General features: G+C 70.6%; 4 protein-coding genes and 1 pseudogene. All 5 read left to right on the top strand.

The window, feature by feature from the left end; genetic code table 11:
• Positions 1-311: 311 nt before the first annotated feature.
• Positions 312-8744 (top strand): annotated as a pseudogene (locus BR98_RS17370) (type I polyketide synthase); the annotation flags it as partial.
• Positions 8745-8854: 110 nt separating this feature from the next.
• Entirely contained in the window at positions 8855-9622 is a 768-nt protein-coding gene (locus BR98_RS17365; protein WP_035845798.1) for a thioesterase II family protein, read from the top strand.
• A 46-nt stretch (positions 9623-9668) separates the two neighbouring features.
• A complete protein-coding gene (locus tag BR98_RS17360; protein WP_051969876.1) occupies positions 9669-10880 on the top strand; it encodes a macrolide family glycosyltransferase in 1212 nt (403 codons plus the stop codon).
• 119 nt (positions 10881-10999) lie between these two features.
• Positions 11000-12025, top strand: a complete 1026-nt coding sequence (gene gmd / locus BR98_RS17355; protein WP_035845793.1) for a GDP-mannose 4,6-dehydratase — start codon at positions 11000-11002, stop codon at positions 12023-12025.
• Entirely contained in the window at positions 12022-12987 is a 966-nt protein-coding gene (locus BR98_RS17350; RefSeq protein WP_051969874.1) for a GDP-L-fucose synthase family protein, read from the top strand. Before gmd ends, BR98_RS17350 begins: the two co-directional genes overlap by 4 nt.
• Positions 12988-12994: the final 7 nt, after the last annotated feature.

Here is a 12994-nt window from a genome sequence, read left to right as displayed (position 1 = left end):
CGAACTCCTCGGCACCGACAGGGATTCGGGCCAGGACTCTCAGGAGCTCGGCGTCCGGGAGGCACTGGCCACCATCCCGCTGGCCCAGCTACGCGATGCCGGCCTGCTGGACGTCCTGCTGCGGATGGCCGACTTCCACGGCGAGGAACAGTCCACGGAGCCCAACGAGATTCGCCCTCAGTCGATCGAGTCGATCGACACGATGGATGCCGAGGACTTGCTCCGGATGGCATTCGAAAGCACCGATTCCTGACGATGCGTGAATTGTGGAGCCTGTAATGGAAACGCCTCCCGAGAAGTTTCTCGAAGCGCTGCGCGCATCGCTCAAGGAGAATGAACGCCTACGGCAGCAGAACCGACAGCTCACCGTGGCATCGCGCGAGCCGATCGCCGTTGTCGGAATGAGCTGCCGCTTTCCGGGGGGCGTCGGGTCACCGGAGGAACTCTGGGAGCTGCTCGCCGACGGCAGGGACGCCGTGTCGGAGTTCCCCGAGGACCGTGGGTGGGACCTCGCCGACCTCTATGACCCCGACCCGGACCGGCGCGGCACGACCTATGCGCGCGAAGGCGGGTTCGTCCAGGCGGTCGGGCAGTTCGATGCCGCCTTCTTCGGGATCTCGCCGCGTGAGGCGCTGGCGATGGACCCGCAGCAGCGCCTGCTGCTGGAGACCTCCTGGGAGGCTGTGGAGCGTGCGGGCATCGACCCGACCAGCCTGCGCGGCAGCCGGACCGGCGTCTTCGCTGGCACCAACGGCCAGGACTACGTCAGGCTGCTGACCGAGGTGCCGGAAGGACTTGAGGGGTACCTCGGCACCGGCAACGCGGCCAGCGTCGCCTCGGGTCGTATCTCCTACGTGCTGGGTCTGGAAGGCCCGGCGGTGACGGTGGACACGGCCTGCTCCGCGTCCCTGGTCTCGCTGCACATGGCCGTACAGGCGCTGCGCAACGGCGAGTGCGACCTCGCGCTGGCCGGTGGTGTGACCGTGATGTCCACCCCCGCCGCCTTCGTGGAGTTCAGCCGCCAGCGCGGCCTGGCCGCCGACAGCCGCTGCAAGCCGTTCGCGGCTGCGGCGGACGGCACGGGCTGGGGCGAGGGCGTCGGCATGCTCCTCGTCGAACGCCTCTCCGACGCCCAGCGCAACGGACACCAGATCCTCGCGGTGGTGCGCGGCAGCGCGATCAACCAGGACGGGGCGAGCAACGGGCTCACCGCGCCGAACGGTCCTTCGCAGCAGCGCGTGATTCGCCAGGCCCTGGCCAACGCACGCCTGACACCTGATCAGGTCGACGCCGTCGAAGCCCACGGCACCGGCACCAAGCTCGGCGACCCGATCGAGGCGCAGGCGCTACTCGCGACGTACGGCCAGAACCGGCCCGCCAAACGGCCCCTGCGGCTCGGCTCGGTGAAGTCCAACATCGGCCACACCCAGGCGGCGGCCGGTGTCGCCGGCGTCATCAAGATGGTCATGGCGATGCGGCACGGTGTGCTGCCGAAGACGCTGCACGTGGACGAGCCGTCCCCGCAGATCGACTGGTCGGCGGGCGCGGTCGAGCTGCTGACCGAGGCCACACCCTGGCCCGAGACCGGTGAACCCCGCCGCGCGAGCGTCTCGGCCTTCGGCCTGAGCGGGACGAACGCGCACGTGATCCTGGAGCAGGCACCCGCCCGGGAGGCCGAGCCGACTGTTGAGGTGCCGGCGCCCGCCGTCCTGCCCTGGCTCCTCTCCGGCCGCACGGCGGAGGCGGTCCGGGCGCAGGCGCAGCGGCTGCTGGAGCATGTGCGGGCTGACGGTGCCTCGGCGCTGGATGTGGCGTACTCGCTGGCGACGACGCGTTCGGCGTTCGAGCACCGGGCGGCCGTGGTCGCCGACAGCCGGGAGGCCTTCCTCGAAGGGCTGGCCGCGCTGGCCGAGGGCCGGGATGCGGCTGGTGTGGTGCGCGGGCAGGCCGGACGCGGAAAACTCGCGTTCCTGTTCTCGGGTCAGGGCAGCCAGCGGGCCGGGATGGGACGTGAGCTGTACGGGGCGTTCCCGGTGTTCGCCGCAGCCTTCGACCGGGTGTGCGCCGAGCTGGACAAGCACCTCGACACGCCGCTGCGCGAGGTCGTCTTCGGCGACAGCGGATTGATCGACCAGACCGCCTACACGCAGGCCTCCCTGTTCGCGCTGGAGACCGCCCTGTTCCGGCTCGTCGAGTCCTGGGGAATCCGGCCGGACTTCCTCGCCGGGCACTCCATCGGCGAGGTCACCGCCGCCCACCTCGCCGGCCTGTGGACCCTCCAGGACGCCGCGACCCTGGTCGCCGCACGCGGACGCCTCATGCAGGCCCTCCCCACCGGCGGCGCCATGATCGCCGTCCAGGCCACCGAAGACGAGATCACCCCCCACCTCACCGACCGCATCTCCATCGCCGCCATCAACGGCCCCAACTCGATCGTCCTGTCCGGGGACGACGACACCGTCACCAGCGTCGCCCAGATCTTCGCGGACCAAGGACGCAAAACCCGCCGCCTGCGGGTCAGCCACGCCTTCCACTCCCCCCACATGGACCCGATGCTCGACCAGTTCCGAGCCATCGCCTCCTCCCTCACCTACAACCAGCCGACCATCCCCCTGGTCTCCAACCTCACCGGCACCCTCGCCGACCCCCAGGACCTCCAGACCCCCGACTACTGGGTCCGACACGTCCGCGAAACCGTCCGCTACACCCACGCCATCACCACCCTCGCCACCGAAGGCGCAACCACCTTCCTGGAACTCGGCCCCGACACCGTCCTGACCGCCATGACCCAGGACACCCTCGACAACGCCACCACCATCCCCCTCCTGCGCGCCAACCGCCCCGAACCCCACACCGCCACCCGCGCCCTCGCCGAACTCCACACCACCGGCACCACCATCAACTGGAACGCCTACTACACCGGCACCGGCGCCACCACCACCCCCCTGCCCACCTACGCCTTCCAACACCAGCACTACTGGCTCGACGCGCCCCAGAACGCTCTGGTGGCAGCGGATCCGGCGGACGCCCAGTTCTGGCAGGCCGTGGAGGATCAGGACTTCGAAGCCCTCGCTGCCACCCTCCAGCTCGACCCCGACGCCCCACTGAGCACCGTCCTGCCCGCGCTCTCCACCTGGCGCAAGGACCAACGCAGCCACGCGACTGTCGACACCTGGCGCTACCGCGAGACCTGGCACTCGCTCACCGAACAGTCGACCCGTCAGCTCACCGGTACCTGGCTGGTCGTCACCCCCACCGACGGCCACCCGCTGCTCGACTGGACCACCCAAGCCCTGGCCGAAGGCGGCGCCACCGTCCAGGCCCGCACCATCGACGCCCTCCAGAACACCGACGCCCTCCAGAACACCGACCCCTCCGGCATCGTCTCCCTGCTGGACCTCGAAGACACCCTGACACTCATCCAAACCGGCATCGACGCACCCATCTGGGCCCTCACCCAAAGCGCCGTCTCCACCACCCCCACCGAACGCATCAACAACCCCGAACAAGCACAAATCTGGGGCCTGGGCCGCGTCGCCGCCCTCGAACACCCCGACCAATGGGGCGGCCTCATCGACCTCCCCACCACAATCACCAACCACACCACCACCCAACTCACCACCGCCCTCACCAACACCACCGGCGAAGACCAACTCGCCCTACGCGACACCGCCATCCACACCCGCCGCCTCACCCACGCCCCCACCAACACCAACACCAGCGCCTGGACCCCCACCGGCACCACCCTCATCACCGGCGGCACCGGAGCCCTCGGCACCCACCTCGCCCGCCACCTCGCCCACCACGGCGCCCCCCACCTCCTCCTCACCAGCCGACGCGGCCCCAACGCCCCCGGCGCCACCCAACTCACCCAAGAACTCCAAACCCTCGGCACCCGCGTCACCATCACCGCCTGCGACACCACCAACCGCCAAGCCCTCGCCGACCTCATCGCCCAACACCCCGACCTCACCGCCGTCATCCACACCGCCGGCATCCTCGACGACGCCACCATCACCACCCTCACCCCCAACCGCCTCACCACCGTCCTCACCGCCAAAGCCCACACCGCCCACCACCTCCACGACCTCACCCGCGACCACGACCTCACCGCCTTCGTCCTCTACTCCTCCATCGCCGGCACCATCGGCAGCCCCGGCCAAGCCAACTACGCCGCCGCCAACGCCTACCTCGACGCCCTCGCCCACCAACGCCACACCGACGGCCTCCCCGCCACCTCCATCGCCTGGGGCCCCTGGGCCGACACCGGCATGCTCATCGACGCCGGCGCCAACGAAGAACGCCTCAAGCGCGGCGGCATGCCCCCCATGACCCCCCACCTCGCCATCACCGCACTCCAACGCGCACTCGACAACGGCGACACCCACATCGCCATCGCCGACATCGACTGGCAACGCCTCGCCGTCTCGTTCACCTCGACGCGGCCGAGCACCCTGTTCGACCAGGTGCCCGAGGCGCGCGCGGCTCTGGAGTCCGCACCCCAGGGCCACTCCGCCCCGGGCGACCAGGCCTCGGCCCTGCGCACGCGCCTGACCGCACTCCCCGCCACCGAGCGGGACCAGTTCCTGCTCGACCTCGTCCGCGAACAGGTCGCCCTGGTCCTGGGCCACGCGAACGCCGCCACCATCGAAGCCGGCCGCGCCTTCAAGGAACTCGGCTTCGACTCCCTCACCGCCGTCGAACTGCGCAACCGCCTCAACGCGGCCACCAACCTCAACCTCCCCGCCACCCTCGTCTTCGACCACCCCACCCCCAACGCCCTCGCCGACCACCTCCACACCGAACTCCTCGGCACCGACGACGATCTGCCGCAGAACCAGTTCAACTCCACCACGAGCAACAGCGACGAACCGCTGGCCATCATCGGCATGAGCTGCCGCTTCCCCGGGGAGGCCAACTCCCCCGACGAGCTCTGGCAGTTGCTCACCAGCGGCACCGACGCCGTCGCCAGCTTCCCCACCACCCGTGGCTGGGACCTCCAGACCCTCTTCCACCCGGACCCGGACCACCCGGGCAGCAGCTACGTCCAGGAGGGTGGATTCCTGGACACCGCAACCCAGTTCGACCCGGACTTCTTCGGCATCAGTCCGTACGAAGCCCTCGCGATGGACCCGCAGCAGCGCCTGCTGCTGGAGACCTCCTGGGAGACGGTGGAGCGCGCGGGCATCGACCCCACCTCGCTGCGTGGCAGCCGCACCGGCGTCTTCGCCGGCACCAACGGCCAGGACTACATCGGCCTGCTTAAGCACGCGCCGGAGCAGATCGAGGGGTACCTGGGGACCGGCACGGCGGCCAGCGTCGTCTCGGGCCGCATCTCGTACACCATGGGCCTGGAAGGCCCGGCCGTCAGCGTCGACACCGCCTGCTCGTCCTCCCTGGTCGCCCTCCACCTCGCAGCTCAGGCGCTGCGCAACGGCGAGTGCGACCTCGCGCTCGCGGGCGGCGTGACGGTGATGTCCACCCCCGCCGCCTTCGTCGCCTTCAGCCGCCAGCGCGGCCTGGCCGCCGACGGCCGCTGCAAGGCGTTCTCCTCGGACGCGGACGGCACCGGCTGGGGCGAGGGCGTCGGCATGCTCCTCGTCGAACGCCTCTCCGACGCTCGGCGCAACGGCCACCAGGTGCTCGCCGTCCTGCGCGGCAGCGCCGTCAACCAGGACGGCGCCAGCAACGGCCTCACCGCACCCAACGGGCCCTCGCAGCAACGCGTCATCCGCCAGGCCCTGACCAACGCCCGCCTGACACCGGGTCAGATCGACGCGGTCGAGGCGCACGGCACCGGCACCAAGCTCGGCGACCCCATCGAAGCCCAGGCCCTGCTCGCCACCTACGGGCAGAACCGCCCCGACGGCCGACCGCTGCACCTCGGCTCGGTGAAGTCCAACATCGGCCATACCCAGGCCGCCGCCGGCGTCGCCGGCGTCATCAAGATGGTCGAGGCGCTCCGGCACGGCGTGCTGCCCAAGACCCTCCACGTCAACGAGCCGACACCCGAGGTCGACTGGTCGGCGGGCACGGTCGAGCTGCTGACCGAGGCGACGGCCTGGCCGGAGACCGGCGAGCCCCGCCGGGCCGCCGTCTCCGCCTTCGGGATCAGCGGCACCAACGCGCACGTCATCCTCGAGCAGGCACCCGCACAGGACGCCGAGCCGCCAGTGCCCGCCACCGAACCCTCCGTCCTTCCATGGCTGGTCTCCGCCCGCACCCCTGACGCTCTCCAGGCTCAGGCCCAGCAGCTGCTGACCCACCTTCAGGCGCACCCCGAGCTCACGCCGCTCGACGTCGCCCACTCCCTCGCCACCACCCGCACCGCCTTCGAGCACCGCGCCGCCATCATCGGCGAAGGGCACGAGGGGCTGCTGGCCGGCCTGACCGCGCTCGCCGAAGGCAGCGAAGCCGACAATGTGGTGCGAGGCACGGCTTTCGGCTCCAGGGGACGCACCGTCTTCGTGTTCCCCGGTCAGGGTGCGCAGTGGGCCGGGATGGCCGTCGAACTGCTCGACACCTCGCCGGTGTTCGCGCAGCGCATCGCCGAGTGCGAGCAGGCCCTCGCGCCGTTCGTGGACTGGTCGCTGACCGGCGTGCTGCGCGAGACGGAAGGCGCGCCCTCGCTGGAGCGCGTCGACGTCGTGCAGCCCGTGCTGTTCGCCGTCATGGTCTCCCTCGCCGCCCTGTGGCAGTCCTACGGCGTCCAGCCGGCCGCCGTGATCGGGCACTCGCAGGGCGAGATCGCCGCCGCCGTCGTCGCCGGCGCCCTCACGCTCGAAGACGGCGCCCGCGTCGCGGCCCTGCGCAGCAAGGCCATCACCGCGCTCGCCGGACGCGGCGGCATGCTCTCCATCCCCCTCCCCCTGAACGAGATCCAGGCCGAACTGGCCACCCGCCCCGACGGCGGCCTCGCCATCGCCGCCGTCAACGGCCCGACCTCGATCGTCGTGTCGGGCGAGACCCAGGCGCTGGACGAGCTCCAGGCCCACTATCAGGCGGAGGGTGTGCGCGCCCGCCGCATCCCCGTCGACTACGCCTCCCACTCACCCCAGGTCGAAGACCTCGAAGCCGAACTCGCCGTCCTGCTGGCCGACCTGGCGCCGGGCGAGGCCCAGGTGGCGTTCCACTCCACCGTCACCACCGAACTCACCGACACCACCACCCTCGACGGCGCGTACTGGTACCGCAACCTGCGCCAGACCGTCCGCTTCGAAGAGACCGTCCGCGCCCTCATCGACCAGGGCCACACCACCTTCATCGAGATCAGCCCCCACCCCGTCCTCACCTACGGCATCGACCAGACCGCCGAAACCACCGACAACCCCGACACCATCCTCATCACCGGCACCCTGCGCCGAAACGAAAGCAGCCACCACCGCTTCCTCACCTCCCTCACCACCCTCCACACCCACGGCCACCCCACCAACCTCACCCCCCTCCTCACCGGCGGCACCACCACCCAACTCCCCACCTACGCCTTCCAACACCGCCACTACTGGCTCGAAGCAGCACCGACCGGCAACGCCGACCTGACCTCAGCCCCCGCCGCACCATCCATGGCCAAGCAGCTGCGGAGCGCGCCGGACGCCGAGCGGGACAGCCTCCTGCTCAACCTGGTGCGCAGGGAGGCGGCCGCCGTCCTCGGCCACGCGTCGGCCGAGGCCATCGACCCGGCACGCGGGTTCTTCGACCTGGGCTTCGACTCGCTGACCGCCGTCAAGCTCCGGAACCGGCTGGCTTCGGCAACGGACCTGCGCCTCCCGGCCGCGCTGCTCTTCGAGCAGAGCACGCCGACGGCCGTGGCCGCGTTCCTCCGCACCAAACTCGACCAAGCCGGCGCCCCGGCCGAGGACGCGGTCGCCCCCGAGGCAGCCCCCGCCACGGAGACCACCGCGGACCGACCACCGCGCGCCGAGGTCGTCCCGGCCGGCCTGGTGGCGCTGTTCCGCCAGTCCTTCAGCACCGGTCAGAACGCCGCCGGCAACGACCTGCTGATCGCGGCCTCGCGCCTGCGCCAGTCGTTCGACGGCAACACGGCCTTCGCGCACATCCCACGGCCGGTGCGCCTCGCCACGGGGAGTGCGAGGCCGTCCCTGATCTGCTTCCCCGCCGTGGTCGCGACGGCCGGGCCCCAGCAGTACTCGCGCTTCGCCGCCGCCCTGCGCGATCGTCGGCAGGTGTCCGTGCTGCCGCAGCCGGGGTTCATCGAGGGGGAGAGTGTCCCGGAGACGTTCGACGCCCTGGTCCGGCTGCAGGCCGAGGCGGTGCTGCGGTACGCCGGTGAGGAGCCGTTCGTGCTGGCCGGCCACTCCGCCGGCGGCCATGTCGCGCACGCGGTCACCGAGCGGCTCGAAGCCCTCGGGGCCGCACCGGCGGGCCTGGTCCTGCTGGACAGCCCGTGGCCGGGTACCGAGGTCAGCCAGCGGGTGGGCGACGCCATGCTCGGCATCGTCTTCGACCGGGAGCAGAAGCTGGGCGGCGACCTGATGAACGCCACCCGCCTAACGGCGATGGGCGCCTATCACCGCATCCTCCCCGAATGGCACCCGGAGGAGGTCAACACGCCCACGCTCCTGGTCCGCGCGACGGATCAGATACCGCTCGGGAGCGACGCCACGGCGAACACCGACGCCTCGGACCGGCTGCACATCGAGTGGCAGCTGAAGCATGACGAGACGTCAGTCCCTGGTGATCACTTCACCATTGTCGAGAATCACGCGGCCACCACCGCGGACGCCGTCGAGGAATGGCTGACCGAAGTCCTCTGAACCGGCCGGCCACCTCAGCACACCGCACCACACCAGGCAACACCTCACCCGACGAGCATGACGAAAAGAGAGACGGAACCATGACCGTGGCTGCCGCGGGCACCGATCCCTGGATTCGGCGCTACCACCCTTCCCCCGAGGCCGCCGTCCGGCTGGTGTGCTTCCCGCACGCCGGTGGCTCGGGCACCTTCTACTTCCCGGTCTCCGCCGCGATGCCGACGTCGGTGGAGGTGCTGGCCGTGCAGTACCCGGGCCGGCAGGACCGGCGCAGTGAGCCGTCCATCGAGGACATCGCCCCGCTCGCGGACCAGATCTTCGACGCTCTCCAGGCGTGGACCGACCGGCCGTTGGCCTTCTTCGGCCACAGCATGGGCGCCGTTCTCGCCTTCGAGGTGGCGCGGCGCTTCCAGGACAAGCTCGGGGCCCCGCCGGTGGTCCTGTTCGCCTCCGGGCGCCGGGCGCCGGACCGCTACCGGGACGAGAACGTCCACTCGCTGGACGACGACGGCCTGATCCGCGAGATGCAGCGGCTCAACGGGACCGATGCCCAGCTGCTCTCGGACGAGGAGCTGCTGCGGATGATCCTGCCGGCGCTGCGCAGCGACTACCGGGCGATCGAGGCCTACCGCTACGTGCCCGGCGCGAAGCTCGACTGCCCGATCGTCATGCTCACCGGCGACGCCGACCCGATGACGAGCATCGACGAGGCCCGGGCCTGGCAGGAGCACACCTCGGCGGCGTTCGAGCTGGAGGTCTTCCCGGGCGGCCACTTCTATCTCGCGGCCCAGCAGCAGCCGGTGCTCCGCACGATCTCCGACCACCTCGCGCGGCACACCAAGAACGCCTGATCACCGAAGCACCAACAACCGCACCAGCCCCATGGAGTCAGAACCAGTGAGCAAGCACATAGCCATCCTCAACGCGCCCTTCCACGGCCACATCAACCCCACCCTCGTGGTGGTCGCCGAGCTGGTGCGCCGTGGCTACCGGGTCACCTACATCACCACCCCCGACTTCACCGAGAAGGTCTCCTCGGTCGGCGCGGCCGTGGCGCACTACACCTCCACGTGGCCGGAGGGGAAGAGCGCGCCGGAGAAGGTCTCCGACGACGAGATGGCCGGCGGTCCGCTGAAGTTCCTGCTGGAGAACGAGGCCGCCGTGGCCGGCGCCGCGCCGCACTTCGTCGGTGACGAGCCCGACCTGCTCTTCTACGACGCGCTGATGCACCACGCCGGCCGCGCGCTGGCCACCAAGTGGAGCTGCCCGGCGGTGCAGTCGATCCCGCTCTTCGCATCCAACGAGCACTACTCGCTGAACGAAGCGCTGGCCGGCGAGTTCCCCTCGATCACCCCCGAGCACCCCAAGCTGGTCGAGTTCTTCACCCGGCTCACCGAGTTCCGCGAGACGCACAACCTCGCGACCGGCTCGACCGGGGAGATCCTCGACGGGATCGAGGACCTCAACCTGGTCTTCATGGCGCGCTCCTACCAGCCGGCCGGGGAGACCTTCGACGAGCGCTTCGTCTTCGTCGGCCCCAGCCTGATCGACCGCAGCACCGAGGAGCACTGGGAGCCGCCGCAGAACGACAACCCGACCCTGCTGATCACCCTCGGCTCGGTCTGGAACGCACGGGCAGAGTTCTACAAGAAGGCCATCGCCGCCTTCGCCGACCTGGACTGGAACGTCGTCATCGCGACCGGCCCGAACGTCGACCCGGCCGACCTCGGCCCGATCCCGGCGAACTTCGAGGTGAAGCAGCGGATCCCGTCGCAGCTCGCGGTGCTGGAACACGGTCAGGTCTTCGTCACCCACTCGGGCCTGGGCAGCACGATGGAGTCCATGTACTACGGCACTCCGCTGGTCGCGGTGCCGCAGGCCGCCGAGCTCGACCTGGTCGCGCTCCGCACCGAGGAGCTGGGCCTGGGGCTGCGGATCCCGGGTGACGAGGTGACCCCGGAGGCGCTGCGCGAGGCGGTGCTGAAGGTCGCCGCCGACCAGGAGATGCAGGAGCGCTGCCGGGTCATGCAGAAGGAGGTCGTCGAGGGCGGCGGCGCGATCCGGGTGGTGGACGAGATCGAGGCGTACCTGGCGCGCGTCCGCGGCTGAATCGCCCGCGCCGTGCCGGGGCGGCGGCCGTACCAGCCGCCGCCCCACCCCATCCGGCCGCCCCACCCGGCCGATCGCCCCAACCCCACCGACCCATGAACGATATGAGGACCCATCAGATGTCTCAGCTGCCACGGAAGACGGCCGTGATCACCGGGATCACCGGTCAGGACGGCTCCTACCTCGCGGAGCTCCTGCTCGAAAAGGGCTACGAGGTGCACGGCCTGATCCGGCGCTCGTCCAGCTTCAACACCGAGCGCATCGACCACATCTACGAGGACCCGCAGACCGTCGGACGCCGGCTGAAGCTGCACTACGTGGACCTCTCGGACGGGGTGGCGCTGGTCAACCTGCTGCGCGAGGTACAGCCCGACGAGGTCTACAACCTCGCCGCGCAGAGCCACGTCCGGGTCTCCTTCGAGATGCCGCTCTACACGGGCGACGTCACCGGGCTCGGCTCGCTGCGGCTACTGGAGGCGATCCGGGCCAGCGACGTGCGGACCAAGGTCTACCAGGCGTCCTCCTCGGAGATGTTCGGCGCCACCCCGCCGCCGCAGAACGAGAAGACGCCCTTCCACCCGCGCAGCCCGTACGGGTGCGCCAAGGTCTTCGGGTACTGGGCCACCGTCAACTACCGCGAGGCCTACGGCATGCACGCGGTGAACGGGATCCTCTTCAACCACGAGAGCCCTCGCCGTGGCGAGACCTTCGTGACCCGCAAGATCACCCGCGCGGTGGCCCGGATCCAGGCCGGCCTCCAGGACCGGCTGTACCTGGGCAACCTGGAGGCCCGCCGCGACTGGGGCTACGCGCCGGAGTACGTCGAGGCGATGTGGCGCATGCTCCAGACCGACACGCCCGACGACTACGTGGTGGCCACCGGCGAGGCACACACCGTGCGCGAGTTCTGCGAGGTCGCCTTCGACGCGGCCGGCCTGGACTGGAGCGAGTACGTGCGCTACGACCCCAGCTACGACCGTCCCTCCGAGGTGGACGCGCTGATCGGGGACGCCTCCAAGGCGAGCGAGCAGCTCGGCTGGACCCCGCAGGCGAAGTTCGCCGAGCTCGCGCGGATCATGGTCGCCGCCGACATCGAGCAGTTGGAGAACCAGGTCGCCGGCGTCGGTGTGCGGGTGGACCGATGAGCAACCAGGAGAGGGCCGACCTTCACGAGGACCTGCTGCCGCCGCCCGCCCGGATCTTCGTGGCCGGCCACCGCGGCCTGGTGGGCTCCGCCCTGGTCCGCCGTCTGACCGCTGCGGGCTACGAGATCATCGTCCGCACCCGCGCCGAGCTCGACCTGCGCGACGAGGCCGCCACCGCTGCCTTCCTGCGCCAAGAGCGCCCGGACGCCGTGGTGCTCGCTGCCGCCAAGGTCGGCGGGATCATGGCGAACAGCACCTACCCGGTGCAGTTCATCGAGGACAACCTGCGCATCCAGCTGAACGTGATCGCCGGCTCGTACGCGGCGGGCGTACGGCGGCTGCTCTTCCTCGGTTCCAGCTGCATCTACCCGCGCGTGACAGCGCAGCCGATCACCGAGGACGCCCTGATGACCGGGCCGCTGGAGCCCACCAACGAGGCGTACGCGATTGCCAAGATCGCCGGGATCGTGCAGGTCCAGTCCTACCGCAAGCAGTACGGAGCCTCCTACGTGGTGGCGATGCCGGGCAACCTGTACGGCCCGGGCGACAACTTCGACCTGGAGACCTCGCACGTGCTGCCGGCGATGATCCGCCGCTTCCACGAGGCGAAGGAGGCGGGCCGTCCCGAGGTGGCCCTGTGGGGTACCGGCACGCCGCGCCGCGAGTTCCTGCACTCGGACGACCTGGCCGCCGCCTGCGAGGTGCTGCTGCGGCGCTACGACGGCGACGCACCCGTCAACGTGGGCTGCGGCTACGACTTGACGATCCATGAGCTGGCCCGCACGGTGGCCGACGCGGTCGGTTACACCGGCGAGCTGGTCTGGGACAGCAGCAAGCCGGACGGCACGCCGCGCAAGCTGCTGGACACCGGTCGCCTGGCCGCCCTCGGCTGGCAGCCGCAGATCTCGCTCAGTGAAGGCATCGCGGCCACCTACCGGGCCTGGCGCCAGACTCAGGCCTGACCGCTCC

It is taken from the genome of Kitasatospora azatica KCTC 9699, from assembly GCF_000744785.1.
GTDB lineage: Bacteria > Actinomycetota > Actinomycetes > Streptomycetales > Streptomycetaceae > Kitasatospora > Kitasatospora azatica.
Note: the sequence above shows the minus strand (reverse complement) of the source record. Positions and strands in the feature narration are given on the sequence as shown.